This window comes from Pseudonocardia petroleophila (assembly GCF_014235185.1).
Lineage (GTDB): Bacteria > Actinomycetota > Actinomycetes > Mycobacteriales > Pseudonocardiaceae > Pseudonocardia > Pseudonocardia petroleophila.
This window is the reverse complement of sequence record NZ_CP060131.1, coordinates 2,903,000-2,921,421: the sequence shown is the minus strand read 5'-3', so window position 1 is coordinate 2,921,421 and position 18,422 is coordinate 2,903,000. Positions and strand designations below refer to the sequence as shown.

The window sequence follows — 18,422 nt, the reverse complement described above, 5'->3', positions numbered from 1 at the left end:
CGTGCGGCGCGCGGATTGGGACCGCGCGGTCCGCAGAACCGTCGACATCGCCGTCTCGGGGCTGGCCCTGGTGGTCCTCGCCCCGCTGCTGCTGATGCTGGCCGTGTCGATCCGGATCGACACTCCCGGCCCCGCGCTGTTCCGCCAGCCGCGGGTCGGCGCCGGGCGCAGGCCGTTCACCTTCTACAAGTTCCGGTCGATGCGCGTCGGTGGCGACGACGCGAGGCTGCGCGAGCTCATTGCGGCCGAGATCCGCGGTGAGGACACCTCGGCGGGCGGCAGCTGGAAGATCGACGCCGATCCGCGGATCACCCGGGTCGGGCGGCTGCTCCGCCGGACCAGCCTCGACGAGCTCCCGCAGATGCTGAACGTGTTGCGCGGCGACATGACCCTGGTCGGCCCCCGTCCGTGCCTGGACTGGGAGGCCGAGATGTTCCCTCCCGAGTTCGCCGACCGGTTCAGCGTGCGGCCGGGCCTCACCGGCCTGTGGCAGGTGAACGGCCGGAGCACGGTCGGGACGCTCGACATGCTCCGGATGGACGTCGACTACGTGCGCCGCAGACGGCTGTCGCTCGACCTGCGGATCCTGGCAGCGACCATCCCCTCGATGATCCGCGGAGACGGTGCCCGATGACGACGATGTTCGTGGCCACCACGGGCGGCCACCTCGAACAGCTCGCCAACCTGGCGGCCCGGATCCCGGCCTCGGCAGGCGAGCTCTGGGTCACCCACGCCAACGCGCAGAGCCGTTCCCTGCTGAGCGGGCGGGACGTGGAGTTCGTCCCGTACGTCCGGGTCCGCAACCTGCCGGACGTCGTCCGTTGCCTCCCCAGCGCACACCGCCTGTGGCGGCGGTACGACATCACCCGGGTCGTCTCGACGGGCTCGGGAATCGCACTGGGGTATCTGCCCTACCTCGCAGCACGCGGGGTCGAGTGCCACTACATCGAGAGCGCGGCCCGAGTGGCCGCGCCGTCGGTCACCGGAAGGCTCCTGCAGCGCGTCCCGCGCGTCCGGCGCTACACCCAGTACCCGCACTGGGCGGGATCCCGGTGGAGCTTCACGGGCAGCGTGTTCGACAGCTACCGGGCCGAGGCGACGCCGCGGGCCCGCGCCGACGTGCTCCGGGCGGTGGTCACCGTGGGCACCGCGGCCGAGTTCCCGTTCCGCCGCCTGATCAGCCGTCTCGTGCCGCTGCTCGGCCCGGGCGGTGCGGTCACCGCCGCGACCGGCCTCCCCGTGGAGGTGCTCTGGCAGACCGGCTGCACCCCGACCGACGGCCTGCCGATCGACGCCGTGCCGTTCCTCCCGGCCGTCGAGCTCGGCGCCGCGCTGGCTGCCGCCGACATCGTCGTGAGCCATGCCGGCACCGGTTCGGCGCTGGCCGCCCTGGCCGCGGGCCGCTTCCCGGTACTCGCCACCCGCCGCGCCGCACTCGGCGAGGCCGGTGACGACCACCAGGGCGAGCTGGCCGACGAGCTGGTCCGCCGCGGTCTGGCGGCGCGCTGCGAACCGGAGACCCTCACCGCCGCGGACCTCGTGGCGTCCATGGACACCGTCGTGCGCAGCGCCCACCCGCCCGCCTTCGAGCTGGCGTCGTGAACCCCCCGGCGGCGGCGCGGGTGGACCCGCGCATCGACCCCCGATGGGCGACGCTGGCCGCGGGACCCGGGGGCGGGCTGTTCACCTCGCCGCCGTGGATCGGGGCGGTCTGCGAGACCTACGGGTTCGAGCCGACCGCCGCGGTCGCCGTCGACGGCGCGGGGGTTCCGACGGCGGGCCTCGGCTGGGTCGACGTCGACGACCTGCGCGGACGGCGCCGGCTCGCCCTGCCCTTCTGCGACCGGGCCGACCCGATCGTCGCGGACGCCGCCGCCTGGGCCGCCGTCTCCGCCGACGCACTGGCCGGGGACCTCCCGTTCACGCTCCGTTGCCTCGACGGGTCACCCGCGGCCGGCGACGGGCGGCTGACCACGACCGGTGCGGCGGCGTGGCACCGGACCCCGCTCGCCGGGTCGCTCGAGGACCTGCACCGGCGGTTCCGGCCGCAGACCCGCCGCAACATCGCCACGGCCGAGCGGGCGGGGGTGCAGGTGCACCTCGGTGCCGATATAGACGCGGTGCACGTCTACCACGGTCTGCACGTCGCGCTGCGCAAGCACAAGTACCGGTTGCTGGCCCAGCCCCGCGGGTTCCTCGAGCAGATCTGGAAGGCGTTCGCCCCCCTCGACGGCATCCGCACGGCCCTCGCGACGGTCGACGGGCGTCCCGTGGCCGGCGCGATGTACCTCGTGTGGCAGGACACCGTGTACTACAAGTTCGGGGCGTCGGAGGCGGCGACGCTGCCGCTGCGCCCGAACGACGCTCTGCACTGGGCCCTCATCCGGTGGGCCCACGCCCGCGGGCTCGCGCACCTCGACTGGGGCCTGTCCGATCTGGACCAGCCCGGCCTGGTCGGGTACAAGCGCAAGTGGGCCACCGAGGAGCGGCGGATCCTCACGCTGAACGCAGGCGGTCCGCCGCTGGGGCGGCGCGCCGACACCGAGCGCCTGTTGGGGACGCTCACCGCGCTGTTCACCGACGAATCGGTCCCCGACGCGGTCACCGCGCGGGCCGGGGCCGCCCTCTACGGCCTGTTCTGCTGACGACGATGACGACTCGACTACTCCGTCGGCCGGTCCGTGCCGAACCCGACGCGGGACGACTCGTCCAGCTCGAAGGCGGCCACCGTGGGCGGTACCACGTTGCCGTAGAACCCGGCCCCCGTCGACCCGTCCAGGAAGATCGCGGCCCGGTCCAGGCCCGGTCCGGAGAAGGTGCTGCCGCGCACCACAACACCGGGGAACCACTGGACCAGCACCGCCTGCGAGCCCTCGACGTCGCACACGTTGTCGGTGAACACGATGCCGTGCGACCGGCCGACCGAGCCGTCCAGCCCCGCCTCCTCGGCGGTGGCGATGAGGCACTGGTGGTCGACGTTGCGGCACACGTTGCCGCTGATCACCACGTCGACGGTGGGTGGGCGGCTGTTGTCGTAGGTCTGGAAGCAGTCGGTGTGCGGGGGGTCGTCGTAACCGTCGTCCTTGATGTCCCGGACCGTGTTGCCGCTGATCACGATGCCGGTGCCGAAGAACCGGATGCCGTCCGCGTCCCCGGCGTCCCGTCGGACCGAGCCGCTCACCGTATTGTCCCGGACCGCGATCCGGTCACCCTCGACGATGATCCCGCTGCCGTCGGTGCCGGTCACCGTGTTGCCCTCGACCACGAGATCGCCGCAGCGGCGTTCGCAGGAGATGCCGTCGAGGGCCGAGTCGCGGACCTCGTTGTCCCGCACCACGATGCCGGAGCCCGCAAGGACGACACCGTCGCCTCCCACGGTCGTCAGCCCCTCGACGACGACGTGATCGGCGTCCACGACGACCGACCGCACGACCGTCGCGTCCCCTCGCAGCACGATCGGCAGATCGGGGGTACCGGACCGCGTCACCACCAGTTCGATGCCCCGGAACCCGTCGCCGACGAGGCAGACCGTCGTGCCGGGGGCGGCGACGTCCAGCGCCGTGCGCGCCGCTTCCGGCTGCAGCGCCTCGACGGTGCACCCGTCCGGACGGGCAGGCGGGGCGGGCGGGACGCCGCAGGCCGAGAGGATCACGGCGGCGACCGCCAGCCCGACCCGTGCACGCCGCATGCCGCGATCGTAGAGGCAGCCCCCGCGGCCGCCGGCACCACGACCGACAGGAGACACCCATGACAGCCCCCCAGCAGCCCCGTCGGGTGGCGGTGATCGGGCAGGGCTACGTGGGCCTGCCGCTGACGGTCCGCGCCGTCGAGGCCGGGTTCGACGTGGTCGCGTACGACATCGACAAGGCGCGCATCGACCGTCTACGGCACGGCCTGACCTACATCGACGACGTCAGCGACGCCGAGGTCGCCGCGGCGCTCGCCACGGAGCGGTTCCATCCGACCGCCGCGGATCGGGACCTGACCGGGTTCGACGTCGCGGTCGTGACCGTGCCGACCCCGCTGCGCGACGGCGCACCCGACCTCTCCTACATCCGCGCCGCCGCCACGACACTGGCTCCGCACGTGCGGCCGGGGTGCTGCGTCGTGCTCGAGTCGACCACCTACCCCGGCACGACGGAGGAGGTGTTCGTCCCGCTGCTGGAGGCCGAGGGCCCGCTGCGGGCCGGCCGCGACTTCCACGTCGGCTACAGCCCCGAGCGCATCGACCCGTCCAACCCCACCTGGAACTTCCGGAACACCCCCAAGATCGTCTCTGGGGTCGACCCGGCGTCCGCGCAGACCGTGGCTGCCTTCTACGAGCGGCTGGTGGACCGGGTCGTGCCGACCGCGGGTACCCGGGAGGCGGAGCTCGCGAAGCTGCTGGAGAACACGTTCCGGCACGTCAACATCGCGCTGGTCAACGAGCTGGCCATCTTCTGCCACGGTATGGGGATCGACGTCTGGTCGGTCATCGACGCCGCGGGGACCAAGCCGTTCGGGTTCATGCCGTTCGTCCCGGGACCCGGGGTCGGCGGACACTGCCTGCCGATCGACCCGTCCTACCTCTCGTGGCAGGTGCGGCGGACGCTCGGCCAGAACTTCCGGTTCGTCGAGATCGCCAACGACGTCAACGAGCACATGCCCGACTACGTCGTCACGCGGGCGACCGCGCACCTCAACCGGGACCGCAAGGCCGTCAACGGCAGCACCGTCCTGCTCGTGGGGCTGGCCTACAAGCGCAACTCCGGCGACGCGCGCAACTCCCCCGCCATCACGGTGGCGCACCGCATGGTGGACCTCGGCGCGACCGTGCTCGCCGTCGACCCGCTGATCGACGCCGACCAGGTCCCGACCGGTGTGGTGCTGGTGGAGTGCACGGACGAGCGGTTGGCCGCGGCCGATCTGATCGTCGTCCTCACCGACCACGACGCGGTCGACTGGGCTCTGGTGGGCCGGCACGCCCGTCGTGTGCTCGACACCCGGCATCGGCTCGACGAGCCGGGCACGGATCGGCTGTAGCGGAATGGGGAGATCAGTGGTCCCGGTGGACGGGCGCCGGCACGAGTCGGTACATCACGAAGGCGTTGGAGCGCGCCCACTCCCGGGTCGGTCGCATGCCGGACAACCGACGCACCTGCTCGAACCGGCCGGTGGCCAGCAGCGCCTCCTCCTCCACCGGGTTGCCGTAGATCACCCGCAACGTTCGGGGGGCCCGGTCCGCCGACTCGATCAGGCGGTGCACGACGTTCGCGAACACCTCCCCGCCGAAGGGGTTGTAGAGGAACGCGACCGTCAGATCGTCGGGGATCGCGAAGTCGCGGACGTCGGAATGGACGAGCGTGACGTCGCGCGTGCGCAGGCGGTCGCGGTTGCGTTCGAGGTTCCCGCTGGCGATCTCGTGCAGTTCGGTCGACAGCTCCACGCCGACCACGCGCCGGAACGGGTACGCGAGCGCGGCCTGCAGTACGACCCGACCCATGCCGGAACCGAAGTCGACGAAGACGTCGTCCGACCCCACCTCACTGCGACGCAGGATCCGGCGCAGGCTGGTCAGCCCGGCGGGGAGGTAGCGGTTGTACTCCTCGTCGGAGAATCCGAGCTCCTCCCGGCTGCGCGCCCCCGCCGTGGTGACGCCGTAGCGGCGCTCGAACAGCACGCCGGTGACGGCCCGTCTGACCGCGACGTACGGCGGTTTGGCCAGGGAGACGAGGAACTGACCCAGCATGCGATCTCCTGCGGTGGGCGACGGGGCGGGTGGGCCCGGCGGTGGAGGAGCCATCCTCCTCTCCAGTGTGCTTCGCCGGCGAGCCCCGGTCGTTACCCTGACCCGTCGACGAACCCTGCGGGGTGCGGCCGTGCATGACGACCCGACCGTGACGGCGTCGGTCGACCCCGGGCCCGAGGTCCTCGCCTCGTGGGACGCGCTGGTCGTCCGCGAACGCGCGGGCGACGTGGCGCAGCTCTCGGGCTGGTCGGTCCTGCGGGGTGAGGCGGGTTTCGAGCCGATCTACGTGCTGGGCCGCCTGCGGGGCGAGCTCGTCGGCGGCGCGCTCGTGCTCTGCAAGCGCCTGCCGCTGGGAGGGCGGGTCGGCTACGTGTCCTACGGCCCGCTGATCGGGAGCCATCTCGACGGCGAGGATCGCGCGGCGGTGCTCGAGACGGTGTGTGCCGCGCTGGAGCAGGTCGCGCGACGGCGCACGCGGATGATGTTCGTGCAGCCACCGGAGGACGGGGACGAGGTGTCCCGCACCTTGATGCGGCGCGGCTTCCGCAGGTCGGACGCCGGCGTGGCGCCGGCCGCGTCCTTGCGGGTCGACCTCACGGCCACCGAGGACGAGCTGCGCAAGGGCCTCAGCAGGCGTCTGCGGACGTGGACCAACCAGTGGTCCGCCCGCGGGGTGAGCGTTCGCCAGGGGGATGTCGCGGATCTCCCGATGCTGGCCGAGCTGCTCGCCGACACCGCCCGGCACCAGGGCTTCACCCCCTTCTCCCCCGGCTACCTGCAGATCCTGCACCGCGAACTCGTCGAGACGGGTCGGGCGATCGTCTTCGTGGGCGAGGTCGACGGGGAACCCGTGGCCGCCGATGTCGTGACGGTGTGCGGTGATTCGGCGAAGGTCCGCTTCGTGGGTCTGGACCGTTCGAGCACCGCATCACACCTCAACGTGCCCGGGGCGATCCGGTGGGAGTCGATGAGATGGGCCAAGGCCAACGGCCACCGCTGGTTCGACTTCGGGGGGCTCCAGGCGTCCTCGATCGACGTGCTGTTCGCCGAGGGCGGTGTCGACATCGAGGCACTCGCCGGGCCGGACCGGTACAAGGTGAAGTTCGGCGGCGCACCGTTCCGCTACCCGCCCGCGGTCGAATTGGTGCCCTCGATCGCTGTCCGCGGCCTCTACGACGTGGTCCGTCGGTCGTCTCGCGGCCGACGGATGCTGGATCGGACGAAGCGCAGGATCCGCGGCGGCACCGCGACCGCCCCCCGCACTCCGAGCAGCCGGGACCCCGCATGATCGAGCCCCTTCGAGCGCGCACCTCCGCCGTGGTGGTGGAGTGTGTCGACGCCCCGGACGACGACACGATCGCCGAGTGGGACGCACTGGTGGCCACCACGCACGGCACGGACGTCACCCAGCTGTCGGTGTGGTCACGCGTGCGCGGCACACAACGGTTCCGACCGCTCTACGTGCTCGCCCGTCACCAGGGCGTTCTCGTGGGCGGGGCGCTGGTCCTGACCCGTCGACTGCGAGGGATCGGTTGTGTGGGGTACGTGTCCTACGGTCCCGTCACGGCGCTCGAGTCCGAGGCGCGCGCCGAGGTCATCGGGGCACTGTCCCGGGCACTCGCCGACCTCCGCCGCATGCGCATGCTCTTCGTGCAGCCACCCGAGGGCGCCGACGACGTCAGCCGCGCACTCGTCGCCCGTGGTTTCCGGCCGTCCGCCGCCGGGATCGCCCCGGCGGGGTCCATGCGCATCGACCTGGCCGTCGACGAGGCGGAGCTCCGCCGGATGCTGTCCCGCCGCCTGCGGTACTGGACCGGTCGATGGGCCGACCGCGGGGTGACGGTGCGGCAGGGCGACGAACGCGACGTCCCGCTGCTCGCCGAGCTGATGTACCGGGCGGCCACGGCCCGCGGGTACGCGCGACCTCCGCACCTCGGGTATCTGACGACCCTGTTCGCCGAGCTCACCCGGACCGACCACGCCGCGCTCTTCATCGGTGAGGTCAACGGGGTTCCCGTCAGCGCCGACCTGGTCACGATGTGTGGCGATACCGTCCGGGGCAAGCTGTGCGGCTTCGACCGGGACGGCGACGGACGGCGACTCAGCGTGCCGGCCGCCGCCCGCTGGGAGATCATCAGGTGGGCCCGCCGCTCGGGCTTCCGGTGGATCGACTTCGGCGGCCTCGCCGAGGCGACGCTCCGGGACGCGATCGGCGGCGGGGTCCGGGACGACGAGTCGTGGCCGAGCGCGGACCGGGCCAAGATGGCCTTCGGCGGGGCCGCGTTCCGGTACCCTCCGCCGGTCGAGCTCATCCGCCCGGCGCCCCTGCGGTTGGCGTACGACGCAGCCCGCCGCAGCCCACTCGGCCGGTCGCTGCTCACCCGCGCCCGGATCGCGCTGCGCAGCAACGGTTCGACCCGCTCGGAGGCGCGCCCGTGAGGATCACCTGTGTCGGCGGGGGCCCTGCCGGGCTGTACTTCGCGGTGCTGGCCACGCTGCGCGAACCGGGCCACCAGGTCACCGTGGTCGAGCGGAACCTGCCCGACGTGACCTACGGCTGGGGCTTCGGCTACTGGGACGACCTCCTCGCCGGGCTCGACGACCACGACCCGCCCACGGCGCGGGAGATCCGGGCCGCGTCAGTGCGCTGGGCCGGCCAGCAGGTGCGCATCCGAGACCGGCCCCCCGTCCACCTCGGCGGGTACGGCTATGGGATGAGCAGGCACGCGCTGCTCGGCATCCTCACGCGCCGGGCGCGCGAGCTGGGCGTCGTGATCGAGTATCAGCGGGAGGTCGTTTCCCTGGACGGACTCGGCGACGCGGACCTGGTGGTGCTGTCCGACGGGCACGGCAGCCGGCTCCGCCGCGATCGGGCCGCCGCCTTCGGCACGACCGAGGTGTCGGGCACAAACATGCACGCCTGGCTCGGGACGGCGGCGCCCTTCCCGAGCTTCACGTTCGCCTTCGAGCCGACCGAGGCCGGGTGGCTGTGGTTCCACGGCTACCAGTACGGGCCTGGCGCGAGCACGGCCATCGTCGAGTGCTCCCGTTCGACCTGGAGCAGGCTCGGCTTCGACACCGCCCCCGCCGATGCCGCGGTCGAACGGTTGTCGGAGATCTTCACCCGGCACCTGGGCGGGCACGCGTTGCGGGGCAGGCCGCCGGGCGGGGGCGCCCCCGCGGCTTGGCGGAGCTTCACCACCGTTGCCAACTCCCGGTGGTACGCCGGCAACGTCGTGCTGATCGGGGACGCCGCGCACACCGCGCACTTCTCCGTCGGGTCCGGTACGAAGCTGGCGCTGCAGGACGCGATGGTCCTGGCGCGCGCCCTGGACTCGGCCCCCGGCGGCCTGGAGGCGGCACTGGGATCCTACGAGGAGTTCCGCAGACCCTCGGTCGCCCGACTGCAGGAGGAAGCGGCGCGCAGTGCGGCGTGGTTCGAGAACGCCGACCAGCACCTCCGTCTGGAGCCGGTCGACGTCGGCTACTCGCTGCGCCGCAGGCGGGCCGTGTCGCTCGACGGCAGCTCCCCGGAGCTGCAGCGGTCCGGGCTCGGCTATCGGTTGCACCTGGCCACCCAACACCGGGTGGGCCGGGCGGCCCGGAGTGCGATCAGCGCCGCGAAGCGCCGCTACGCGCGACAGGCCCGGCGGCGGTAGTCGGCGCGACCCGCAGGCGCTCCGGAGCGTCGTCGGCCTACTTCTTCGCCTTGGCCTTCTTCGGCTTCTCGGCAACGGCCTTGGCCGCCTTGGCCGGCTTCTCCGGTACTGCCTTCACCGGCTTCGCCTTGGACGCGGCCTTGGACTTCCCGGCCGCGGTCTTGGGAGCCGCCTTGGGGGCCGCGGACTGGGGAGACGCGGCCGGGGCTGCCGCGAAGGATGCCTTGGCCCTGGCCGCCTTGCGGGCCGGGGCGGCCGGTGCGGCGACGGCAGGATCGGCGGCGGCCGAGCGGCGACGGGCGGGGGTGGCGCGCGGGGCGGGCGCGGCGGTCCCGCCGACGGCCGTGCGGAACCCGGCGCCGGGCCGGAAGGCGGGCACGGTGGTGGCGGCGACCTGGACCGTCTCGCCGGTGCGCGGGTTGCGGGCCACGCGCGCGGCGCGGGCGCGGGGCTCGAACACCCCGAAACCGGTGATCGACACCGAGCCGCCGCCCCTGACGGTGTCGACGATGGTCGCCAGCAGGCCGTCGACCGCGGTCGCCGCCGTCCGCCGGTCGCCGATGCGGGATGCGAGCGCGTCCACGAGCTGCGTCTTGTTCATGAATCGAGACGCTAGCCGCAGGTCAGGGCCTCGCGCCAGGGACACGCGGGGGAATCCGTTGTGCGGCAACAGATTCACCCGGAACCCGTTGCCGCACAGCGCCCGGACGTCGGGCGACGTCGCGCGTGCCCTGCACGACCACCGGCCTGCTCGCGGACGGTGTCGGCCCGCGGCCCTGGCCGGGAAGACCGCGCGCCGCCGCCCTGCGGCCAGCGGACCGGCCGACCCAGCCCCCTCCCACGACGCCGGGCGCCGCCGGACCGACGGCCGGACTTGCCGGGACCGGGGTGTCGACGGCACGACCCAGCCGGTCCCGGACCTCGCGGACCTTCCCCGGCGCTGCCGGCGACGGACACCGGCGCACCGGGCCCGTGCGAGCCGCCGACCGGTCAGCTCGTGACCGGCATCCGGGCCGGGCGGGCCTCCTCGAACGCGGTGATGTCGCCCTCGTGGCGCAGGGTGAGACCGATGTCGTCGAGGCCCTCGAGCAGCCGCCAGCGGGTGTAGTCGTCGATCTCGAACGGCACGGTGAGGTCGGCGGCCTGCACGGTCTTCTCCGTGAGGTCGACCGTGATCTCGGTGCCGGGCTGGTTCTCCAGCAGCTTCCACAGCAGCTCGACGTCGGGCTGGGCGACCTGCGCCGCGAGCAGGCCGGCCTTGGCGGAGTTGCCGCGGAAGATGTCGGCGAACCGCGAGGAGATGACGACGCGGAAGCCGTAGTTCATCAGCGCCCACACGGCGTGCTCGCGCGAGGAACCGGTGCCGAAGTCGGCCCCGGCCACCAGCACCGAGCCGCGGTCGAACGGCTCCTGGTTGAGGATGAACGACGGGTCGTTGCGCCAGGCCGAGAACAGCCCGTCCTCGAACCCGGTGCGCGTGACGCGCTTGAGGTAGACCGCCGGGATGATCTGGTCGGTGTCGACGTTGGCGCGGCGCAGGGGCACACCGATTCCGGTGTGGGTGGAGAAGGCGTCCATCAGACCAGGTCCTCCGGGCTCGACAGGGTGCCGCGGACGGCGGTCGCGGCGGCGACCAGCGGCGACACGAGGTGGGTGCGGCCGCCCTTGCCCTGGCGGCCCTCGAAGTTGCGGTTGGACGTGGACGCGCTGCGCTCGCCGGGGGCGAGCTGGTCGGGGTTCATGCCCAGGCACATCGAGCAGCCCGCGGAGCGCCACTCGGCCCCCGCCGCGGTGAACACCTCGTCGAGGCCCTCCTCCTCGGCCTGGAACCGCACCCGCATCGACCCGGGCACCACCAGCATCCGGACGCCGTCGGCCACCGTGCGGCCCTTGATGACGTCGGCCGCGGCGCGCAGGTCCTCGATCCGGCCGTTGGTGCAGGAGCCCACGAACACCGTGTCGACGGCGACCTCGCGCAGCGGCTGCCCGGCCGTGAGCCCCATGTAGGTCAGCGCCTTCTCCGCGGAGACGCGCTCGTTCTCGTCGACGATCTGCGCCGGGTCGGGCACGGACTCGCCCAGCGGCAGGCCCTGCCCCGGGTTGGTGCCCCAGGTGACGAACGGGGTGAGCGCGTCGCCGTCGATGGTGACCTCGGCGTCGAACACCGCGTCGTCGTCGGTGCGCAGCTCGCGCCACGCGGCGACGGCCTCGTCCCACGCCTCGCCGGCGGGCGCGCGGTCGCGGCCCTTCAGGTAGGCGAACGTCGTCTCGTCGGGGGCGATCATCCCCGCGCGGGCGCCGGCCTCGATCGACATGTTGCAGATGGTCATCCGGGACTCCATCGACAGGTTCTCGATGACGTTGCCGCGGTACTCGAGCACGTAGCCCTGCCCGCCCCCGGTGCCGATCTGCGCGATGATCGCCAGCACGACGTCCTTGCTCGTGACGCCCGGCCGCAGCGTGCCGTCGGCGCTGTTCACCGTGATCGACATCGTCTTGAACCGCTTGAGCGGCAACGTCTGCGTGGCCAGCACGTGCTCGACCTCGGAGGTGCCGATCCCGAAGGCCATCGCGCCGAACGCGCCGTGCGTGGAGGTGTGGCTGTCGCCGCAGACGACCGTGGTGCCCGGCTGCGTCAGCCCGAGCTGCGGGCCGACGACGTGCACGATCCCCTGCTCGGCGTGGTTCATCGGGTACAGCGGCACGCCGAACTCCGCGCAGTTCTTGCGCAGCGTCTCCACCTGGGTGCGGGAGACGGGGTCGGCGATCGGGAGGTCGACGTCCTTGGTGGGGACGTTGTGGTCCTCGGTGGCCAGCGTGAGGTCCGGGCGGCGCACCGGGCGGCCGGCGAGGCGGAGACCGTCGAACGCCTGCGGGCTGGTGACCTCGTGCACGAGGTGCAGGTCGATGTAGAGGAGGTCCGGTTCGTTTCCCTCCCCCTCGCGGACGAGGTGCAGGTCCCACACCTTCTCGGCCAGAGTGCGCGCCATGATTGAGCCCCTGTCTAGTGTTACCGTCCAGCTGTTGGGACGCTAGTATCGCGGTGTGAGACAGCATAGCGGCATCGGCGTGCTCGACAAGGCCGTGGGCGTGCTCCGCGCCGTGGCCACCGAGCCGTGCGGTCTGGCCGAGCTGTGCCAGCGCACCGGGCTGCCCCGCGCCACCGCCCACCGCCTCGCCGTCGGGCTCGAGGTCCACGGGCTGCTCAGCCGCGGGGCCGACGGGCGCTGGCGCCCCGGCCCCGCGCTGGCCGAGCTGGCCGCGGGCGGCGCGGACCCGCTGCTGGAGGCGGCCGCGGCCGTCCTGCCGCGGCTGCGCGACATCACCGGCGAGAGCGTGCAGCTCTACCGCCGCGACGGCACGCAGCGCGTCTGCGTGGCCACGGCCGAGCCCGCGAGCGGCCTGCGCGACACGGTGCCGGTCGGCTCCCGGCTGCCGATGACCGCGGGGTCCGGGGCCAAGGTGCTCGCCGCGTGGGCCGAGCCCGCCGTGCAGCGCGCGGTGCTGGGCGAGGCCACCTTCACCGAGCGCGTCCTGCTCGACGTCCGGCGGCGCGGCTGGGCCCAGAGCGTCGCCGAGCGCGAGTCGGGCGTCGCGAGCGTGTCGGCCCCCGTCCGCGACGGGAGCGGGCACGTCGTCGCCGCGGTGTCGGTGTCGGGGCCCGTCGACCGGATCGGGCGACGCCCGGGCGTGCGCTGGGCGGCCGACCTGCTCGCCGCCGCCGAGGCCCTGCAACACCGGCTGTAGCCGACACCCGACCGAAAGGGTCATCGGGGACCCGATACCGTGTCGCAGTTGCACGCAGGGTGAGGACCGGCGACGGAGACGGGGCACGATGACCTACTTGCTCGGGATCGATCTGGGTACGACGAGGACGTCGGCCGCCGTCGGTCACCCGGGCACGCGACCGGGCGAGATCGAGATCGTCAACCTCGGCGACCGGTCCAGCTCCGTCCCGTCGGTCCTCTACGCCGGGACCGACGGCTCCGTGCTCGTCGGGGAGGCCGCGGAGCGCCGTGCCCTCACCGACCCCGCCCGGGTCGTGCGCGAGTTCAAGCGCCGCATCGGCGACCCGACCCCGCTCGTCCTCGCCGGGGTGGCGTGGTCGCCGCAGGAGCTCTCCGCGCGGGTCGTGCGCTGGGTCGTCGACCGGGTGGGTGAGCGCGAGGGCGGTCCCGCCGCCCGGATCGCCGTCACCCACCCCGCGTCGTGGGGTCCGCTGAAGAAGGAGCTCCTCGGCGGCGCACTGGCCGGGCAGGGCATGCAGGTCTCGTTCCTGGCCGAGCCGCAGGCCGCCGCGCTGCACTACGCGTCGGCGGAACGGCTGGAGTCCGGGTCCACCATCGCCGTCTACGACCTGGGCGGCGGCACGTTCGACGCCGCGATCGTGCACAAGGGCCCGCAGGGGTTCGGCACGATCGGCCGTCCGGAGGGCATCGAGCGGCTCGGCGGCATCGACTTCGACCAGGTCGTGTTCGACCACGTCCGCGCCGGGATGCCGGAGGCCTTCGACGGCCTCGACGACGCCGACCCCGCCGTGCTCGCCGCCGTCGCCGCCGTCCGCCGCGAGTGCTCGGAGGCCAAGGAGGCGCTGAGCAGCGACACCGAGGTCTCGATCCCGGTGCTGCTGCCCGGGTCTCAGGGCTCGGTCCGCCTGCACCGCAGCGAGTTCGAGGCGATGATCCGGCCGCAGATCGAGGACACGGTCGCCGCGCTGCGGCGTGCGGTCTCCTCCGCGGGGCTCACGCCCGACCAGCTCACCGCGGTGCTGCTGGTCGGCGGGTCGTCGCGGATCCCGCTGGTGGCGCAGCTGGTGTCGGAGCAGCTGGGGCGGCCCGTCGCCGTCGACGCCGACCCGAAGAACGCCATCGCGATGGGCGCCGCGCTCTCCCTCGACCCGGTCGCGCTCGCCGGCACCGGTCCGCACGTCCCGCAGCCGCGGGGCGGCTCGCCGGTGCCCGGCGGGGTGCGCGCCACCGGCCACCAGCGAGCGCCCGGTGCGCCGGCCGGGGTCGGGGTCGGGGCGATCGGGATGGGCCCGGGACCGTCGGGGACCGGAGCACTCGGTGCCGGGATCGGCGGCGGGATGGCGACCGCTGCGGCGTCGGGATCGGCCGGGTTCCTCCCGGCCGGGGCCCAGCAGGGCCGCATCCCGGTGCAGGGCGGCGAGATGGCGACGCAGGTCGTGCCGCCGCCGCGGCAGATGGCGTCGCCGTACCCGGTGCGCCCGCCGATGGACCTCGAGGTCACCGAGTACCGCGAGGAGGACTACGACCGCCCGGAGCCCCGGCGGCGCCGCGGCGGGGCGTTCCTGGTGTCGGCAGGCGGCCTGGCCGCCGCGATCGGCGTCGTCGCGACGGTGGTGCTGATGCCCGCCCCCACCCCGGAGCCGACGGCCAACACCGACCGCACCTCGACGGTGCCGATCCTGCCGCCGGTGTCGTCGGAGGTGCTCGGCACCCCGACGCCGGTGGAGTCGACGGAGGCCCCCGCAGCCGACGAGCCGCCTCCCGCGGTCGCCCCCACCCGCACCCGAGCCCCGCAGTCCCCAGTGCCACCCGCGCCCACGACAGCGGCGCCTCCGCCTCCCTCCTCGGAGGAGCCCCCGCCGCCGACGACGGACCCGCCGCCACCCCCCACCACGGATCCTCCACCTCCCACAACGGCGCTTCCCGCCGCCGCGGCGCGGAGCGGCTCGCTCCCGGCCTCCTGACCCACCGGTCGTCCGGCGGGTGCGGCCGTCGGCTCGCTCTCCCCGCGCGCGGCTCGTCGCCGTCCGCCGGCGTGGCCGAGGGCCGCGCACGGCCCCTCACGCCGCCCTGCCCGCGCGATGTCCCGGCTCTCGCGCGCCGCCGGGGCCCCGAGAGGGCGCGAACCGTCCCGGAACGCAACGATCCCCCACTCCGGATCGGAGTGGGGGATCGTGTGCCTGTGTAGCCCCGACGGGATTTGAACCCGCGCTACCGCCTTGAGAGGGCGGCGTCCTAGGCCGCTAGACGACGGGGCCCTAAGAAACTCATGAAACTGTACTACGTACCGCTCTGGTGTTTCCGCTGGGGTACCAGGACTCGAACCTAGAATGGCTGTACCAGAAACAGCTGTGTTGCCAATTACACCATACCCCAAGGCTCACGATCATCCGGAGTTCCAGTCGGTGCGAACCCGGTGTCCGTGCCCTGCGCTGAGTACTCTAGCCGAGCCCTCCCGCCCGCTCCACACCACCCCTCAGTCGCGCGAGGGACCGCTCGCGACCCAGCAGCTCCATCGATTCGTAGAGCGGCGGCGACACCGTCCGGCCGCTGACGGCCACCCGCACGGGCGCGAACGCCTTGCGCGGCTTGAGTCCCAGGCCGTCGATCAGGGAGGCCTTGAGGGACTCCTCGATGGCCGAGGTGGACCAGTCCTGGAGCGCATCGAGGCCGGTCAGGGCCGCCTCGAGCACCGGTGCGGCGTCGGGGCCGAGGTTCTTGGAGGCGGCGTCCTCGTCGAGCACGAAGTCCGCGCCGTCGACGAAGAGGAAGCGCAGCATCCGGGCCGCGTCGGACAGGACGACGCTGCGCTCCTGCACCAGCGGGGCTGCGGCCGCGAGCAGTGCACGGTCGGCGTCGGTGTCGATCGCCACACCCTCCACCGCGAGGTACGGCTGGACGCGGCGGGCGAAGTCCTCGACCGGCAGCGCGCGCAGGTGGGAGGCGTTGATGGCCTCGGCCTTCTTCAGGTCGAACCGCGCGGAATTGCCGGAGACGCGGCTCACGTCGAATGCGGCGACCATCTCGTCCATCGTGAAGACGTCGCGGTTCTCCCCGATCGACCAGCCCAGCAGGGCGAGGTAGTTGAGCAGGCCCTCGGGGACGAATCCGCGTTCCCGGTAGAGGAACAGGTTCGACTCCGGGTCGCGCTTGGACAGCTTGCGGTTCCCCTCCCCCGTGACGAGCGGCAGGTGCCCGTAGCGGAAGGGGCCGTCGCCGATGCCGACGCGCTGCAGCGCCTCGAGCAGCGCGATCTGCCGGGGCGTGGAGGAGAGCAGGTCCTCGCCGCGCAGGACGTCGGTGATGCCCATGAGGGCGTCGTCGAGCGGGTTGGTCAGCGGGTAGAGCGGCGAGCCGTCGCCGCGGGCGAGCACGAAGTCGGGCACGGTGCCGGCCCGGAACGTGACGTCGCCGCGGACGAGGTCGGTGAAGGTGATGTCGCGGTCGGGCATGCGCAGCCGGTAGACGGGCGCGCGGCCCTCCGCGCGGTAGGCGGCCCGCTGCTCGTCGGTGAGCTCGCGGTCGGCGTTGTCGTAGCCGAGCTTGGGGTCGCGGCCGGCCGCACGGTGGCGCGCTTCGATCTCCTCGGCCTTCGAGAACGACTCGTAGACCTCGCCCGCGTCGATCAGCTTCGCCAGCGCGTCGGCGTAGAGCTCGCCGCGCTCGCTCTGCCGGTACGGGCCGTGGTCGCCGCCGATCTCGGGGCCCTCGTCCCAGTCGAGACCGAGCCAGCGCAGGGCGTCGAGCAGGGCCTCGTAGGACTCGACCGAGTCGCGACTGGCGTCGGTGTCCTCGATCCGGAACACGAAGCTGCCGCCGCTGTGCCGGGCGTGCGCCCAGTTGAACAGCGCGGTGCGGATGAGCCCGACGTGCGGCGTACCGGTCGGGGAGGGGCAGAAGCGGACGCGAACAGTCATGGTCTTGCCAGGCTATCGGATCGGCGTATTATTCAACGCATGGTGAATTCGGAGCGCACCACCTGCCTCGTCGTCGGCGGGGGCCCGGCCGGGATGGTCCTCGGCCTGCTCATGGCCCGCGCCGGCGTCGAGGTCACGGTGCTGGAGAAGCACGCCGACTTCCTGCGCGACTTCCGCGGCGACACCGTCCACGCCTCCACCCTGAACCTGCTCGACGAGCTGGGCCTCGGCGAGCGCTTCGCCGCCGTCCCGCAGCGCCGCCTGGAGCGGATCACCGTCCAGCTCGACGAGGGCACGGCGCACGTCGCCGACATGCGGCGCCTCCCGGGTGCCCACCCGCACATCGCGCTCGTCCCGCAGTGGGACTTCCTCGACCTTCTCGCCGACGCCGCCGCCGAGGAGCCGACGTTCACGCTGCGCCGGGAGGCCGAGGTCGTCGGGCTGCTGCGCGACGGGAGCCGCGTCACGGGCGTCCGGTACGTCGACCGCTCCGACGGCACCGAGCACGACGTGCGCGCCGACCTCACCGTCGCCTGCGACGGCCGCGGGTCCGCCGTGCGCGCGGCCGCCGCGCTCGAGCCGCGCTCGTTCGGCGTGCCGATGGACGTCTGGTGGTTCCGGCTGCCGCGCCGCGAGGGCGACCCGGTCGGCGGCGTCGGCCGGTTCTCCACCGGTCACCTGTGCGTGATGATCGACCGCGGCGAGTACTGGCAGTGCGGCTACCTCATCCGCAAGGGCGGCGACACCGCGCTGCGCGCCGCCGGCATCGGGGAGCTGCGGCGCCGGTTCGGCGGGCTGCTGCCGTGGATGGCCGACCGCACGGGCGCGCTGGAGTCGTGGGACGACGTCAAGCTGCTCGACGTCCGGCTGGAGCGGCTGCGGCGCTGGGACCTCGACGGGCTGCTGCTGATCGGCGACGCGGCGCACGCGATGTCGCCGGTGGGCGGGGTCGGCATCAACCTCGCCGTCGCCGACGCCGTCGCCGCCGCCCGCATCCTCGCCCCGGCCCTGCGCAGCGGGGGTCTCGTGCCGCCGTCGGTGCTGCGGAAGGTGCAGCGGCGGCGCTGGTGGGCGACCGCTCTGGTGCAGGGGGCGCAGCGGATCGCGCACCGGGTGGTCCTGGGTCCGGTCGTCGGCGCGACGGCCGCCGCTGCCACGGGCGCCCCCACCGGGATCACCGACGACGGCGGCCTCGCCCCCGCCCCGCTCGCGAGCCTGCCGTTCCCCCTGCGGATGCTGCAGCGGTTCCCCGTGCTGCAGGGGATCCCGGCGCGGGCGGTGGCGATCGGCCCGCTGCCCGAGCACGCCCCCGACTGGGCCCGCCGGGCGCCGGAGCCGGCCCGGTAGGCGGCTCGCCCCACGGCCGGGG

General features: G+C 73.5%; 16 protein-coding genes and 2 tRNA genes. 10 read left to right on the top strand and 8 right to left on the bottom strand.

What is annotated here, in order from left to right:
* The first annotated feature begins 1 nt into the window (after position 1).
* From H6H00_RS14710 to H6H00_RS14700, 3 genes are read left to right on the top strand one after another with little or no spacing between them, the layout of a single operon-like run.
* The gene (locus H6H00_RS14710) at positions 2-634 is read left to right on the top strand and encodes a sugar transferase (RefSeq protein WP_255425754.1); all 633 of its coding nucleotides are present in this window, start codon (positions 2-4) and stop codon (positions 632-634) included.
* Positions 631-1,602 (top strand): glycosyltransferase, encoded by a 972-nt coding sequence (locus H6H00_RS14705; protein WP_255425753.1) that lies wholly within the window; start codon positions 631-633, stop codon positions 1,600-1,602. Before H6H00_RS14710 ends, H6H00_RS14705 begins: the two co-directional genes overlap by 4 nt.
* Positions 1,599-2,645 (top strand): GNAT family N-acetyltransferase, encoded by a 1,047-nt coding sequence (locus H6H00_RS14700; protein WP_185721803.1) that lies wholly within the window; start codon positions 1,599-1,601, stop codon positions 2,643-2,645. The genes H6H00_RS14705 and H6H00_RS14700 overlap by 4 nt, the downstream gene beginning before the upstream one ends.
* Before the next feature lie 17 nt (positions 2,646-2,662).
* On the opposite strand, the gene H6H00_RS14695 is transcribed toward H6H00_RS14700, so the two are convergent.
* The gene (locus H6H00_RS14695) at positions 2,663-3,688 is read right to left on the bottom strand and encodes a right-handed parallel beta-helix repeat-containing protein (RefSeq protein WP_185721802.1); all 1,026 of its coding nucleotides are present in this window, start codon (positions 3,686-3,688) and stop codon (positions 2,663-2,665) included.
* A gap of 59 nt (positions 3,689-3,747) precedes the next feature.
* Between H6H00_RS14695 and H6H00_RS14690 the strand changes: the two genes are divergently transcribed.
* On the top strand, positions 3,748-5,022 hold the full coding sequence (locus H6H00_RS14690) for a nucleotide sugar dehydrogenase (protein WP_185721801.1): 1,275 nt from the start codon (positions 3,748-3,750) through the stop codon (positions 5,020-5,022).
* Positions 5,023-5,035: 13 nt separating this feature from the next.
* Here H6H00_RS14690 and H6H00_RS14685 read toward each other — a convergent pair whose 3' ends face one another.
* Positions 5,036-5,728, bottom strand: a complete 693-nt coding sequence (locus H6H00_RS14685) for a class I SAM-dependent methyltransferase (protein WP_185721800.1) — start codon at positions 5,726-5,728, stop codon at positions 5,036-5,038.
* 130 nt (positions 5,729-5,858) lie between these two features.
* Between H6H00_RS14685 and H6H00_RS14680 the strand changes: the two genes are divergently transcribed.
* The 3 genes from H6H00_RS14680 to H6H00_RS14670 are packed head-to-tail and all read left to right on the top strand — an operon-like array spanning position 5,859 to position 9,387.
* Complete coding sequence (locus tag H6H00_RS14680) at positions 5,859-7,016, top strand: lipid II:glycine glycyltransferase FemX (RefSeq protein WP_185721799.1); 1,158 nt, start codon at positions 5,859-5,861, stop codon at positions 7,014-7,016.
* Positions 7,013-8,167 carry a lipid II:glycine glycyltransferase FemX gene (locus H6H00_RS14675; RefSeq protein WP_185721798.1) on the top strand — a complete coding sequence of 385 codons (1,155 nt, stop codon included), beginning with the start codon at positions 7,013-7,015 and terminating at the stop codon, positions 8,165-8,167. The genes H6H00_RS14680 and H6H00_RS14675 overlap by 4 nt, the downstream gene beginning before the upstream one ends.
* Positions 8,164-9,387 carry an FAD-dependent monooxygenase gene (locus H6H00_RS14670; RefSeq protein WP_185721797.1) on the top strand — a complete coding sequence of 408 codons (1,224 nt, stop codon included), beginning with the start codon at positions 8,164-8,166 and terminating at the stop codon, positions 9,385-9,387. Before H6H00_RS14675 ends, H6H00_RS14670 begins: the two co-directional genes overlap by 4 nt.
* A gap of 37 nt (positions 9,388-9,424) precedes the next feature.
* On the opposite strand, the gene H6H00_RS14665 is transcribed toward H6H00_RS14670, so the two are convergent.
* The 3 genes from H6H00_RS14665 to leuC form a co-directional block, all read right to left on the bottom strand.
* Entirely contained in the window at positions 9,425-9,988 is a 564-nt protein-coding gene (locus tag H6H00_RS14665) for an HU family DNA-binding protein (protein WP_185721796.1), read from the bottom strand.
* Positions 9,989-10,377: 389 nt separating this feature from the next.
* Entirely contained in the window at positions 10,378-10,965 is a 588-nt protein-coding gene (gene leuD, locus H6H00_RS14660) for a 3-isopropylmalate dehydratase small subunit (protein WP_185721795.1), read from the bottom strand.
* Positions 10,965-12,377, bottom strand: a complete 1,413-nt coding sequence (gene leuC, locus H6H00_RS14655) for a 3-isopropylmalate dehydratase large subunit (protein WP_185721794.1) — start codon at positions 12,375-12,377, stop codon at positions 10,965-10,967. The genes leuD and leuC overlap by 1 nt, the downstream gene beginning before the upstream one ends.
* A 55-nt stretch (positions 12,378-12,432) precedes the next feature.
* On the opposite strand from leuC, the gene H6H00_RS14650 reads away from it, so the two are divergent.
* Both H6H00_RS14650 and H6H00_RS14645 read left to right on the top strand, forming a co-directional pair.
* Positions 12,433-13,134 carry an IclR family transcriptional regulator gene (locus H6H00_RS14650; protein WP_185721793.1) on the top strand — a complete coding sequence of 234 codons (702 nt, stop codon included), beginning with the start codon at positions 12,433-12,435 and terminating at the stop codon, positions 13,132-13,134.
* A gap of 88 nt (positions 13,135-13,222) precedes the next feature.
* Positions 13,223-15,100, top strand: coding sequence for an Hsp70 family protein (locus H6H00_RS14645; protein WP_185721792.1), 1,878 nt, complete (start codon positions 13,223-13,225; stop codon positions 15,098-15,100).
* A 221-nt stretch (positions 15,101-15,321) separates the two neighbouring features.
* Here the strand turns inward: H6H00_RS14645 and H6H00_RS14640 are convergent.
* The 3 genes from H6H00_RS14640 to gltX all read right to left on the bottom strand — a co-directional run bounded on the left by H6H00_RS14640 (position 15,322) and on the right by gltX (position 17,053).
* A tRNA-Glu gene (locus tag H6H00_RS14640) sits at positions 15,322-15,394 on the bottom strand.
* A gap of 46 nt (positions 15,395-15,440) precedes the next feature.
* Positions 15,441-15,512 (bottom strand) — tRNA-Gln (locus H6H00_RS14635).
* 65 nt (positions 15,513-15,577) lie between these two features.
* Positions 15,578-17,053, bottom strand: a complete 1,476-nt coding sequence (gene gltX / locus H6H00_RS14630) for a glutamate--tRNA ligase (RefSeq protein ID WP_185721791.1) — start codon at positions 17,051-17,053, stop codon at positions 15,578-15,580.
* Between the two features lie 39 nt (positions 17,054-17,092).
* On the opposite strand from gltX, the gene H6H00_RS14625 reads away from it, so the two are divergent.
* Positions 17,093-18,400 (top strand): FAD-dependent oxidoreductase, encoded by a 1,308-nt coding sequence (locus H6H00_RS14625; RefSeq protein WP_185721790.1) that lies wholly within the window; start codon positions 17,093-17,095, stop codon positions 18,398-18,400.
* Positions 18,401-18,422: the final 22 nt, after the last annotated feature.

What these genes read in the sequence shown, in the direction of transcription:
- H6H00_RS14705 (WP_255425753.1), top strand. Translation starts at nt 631, where the DNA reads ATGACGACGATGTTCGTGGCCACCACGGGCGGCCACCTCGAACAGCTC.
- H6H00_RS14695 (WP_185721802.1), bottom strand. Translation starts at nt 3,688, where the DNA reads ATGCGGCGTGCACGGGTCGGGCTGGCGGTCGCCGCCGTGATCCTCTCG.
- H6H00_RS14690 (WP_185721801.1), top strand. Translation starts at nt 3,748, where the DNA reads ATGACAGCCCCCCAGCAGCCCCGTCGGGTGGCGGTGATCGGGCAGGGC.
- H6H00_RS14685 (WP_185721800.1), bottom strand. Translation starts at nt 5,728, where the DNA reads ATGCTGGGTCAGTTCCTCGTCTCCCTGGCCAAACCGCCGTACGTCGCG.
- H6H00_RS14675 (WP_185721798.1), top strand. Translation starts at nt 7,013, where the DNA reads ATGATCGAGCCCCTTCGAGCGCGCACCTCCGCCGTGGTGGTGGAGTGT.
- H6H00_RS14665 (WP_185721796.1), bottom strand. Translation starts at nt 9,988, where the DNA reads ATGAACAAGACGCAGCTCGTGGACGCGCTCGCATCCCGCATCGGCGAC.
- leuD (WP_185721795.1), bottom strand. Translation starts at nt 10,965, where the DNA reads ATGGACGCCTTCTCCACCCACACCGGAATCGGTGTGCCCCTGCGCCGC.
- leuC (WP_185721794.1), bottom strand. Translation starts at nt 12,377, where the DNA reads ATGGCGCGCACTCTGGCCGAGAAGGTGTGGGACCTGCACCTCGTCCGC.
- H6H00_RS14645 (WP_185721792.1), top strand. Translation starts at nt 13,223, where the DNA reads ATGACCTACTTGCTCGGGATCGATCTGGGTACGACGAGGACGTCGGCC.
- gltX (WP_185721791.1), bottom strand. Translation starts at nt 17,053, where the DNA reads ATGACTGTTCGCGTCCGCTTCTGCCCCTCCCCGACCGGTACGCCGCAC.
- H6H00_RS14625 (WP_185721790.1), top strand. Translation starts at nt 17,093, where the DNA reads ATGGTGAATTCGGAGCGCACCACCTGCCTCGTCGTCGGCGGGGGCCCG.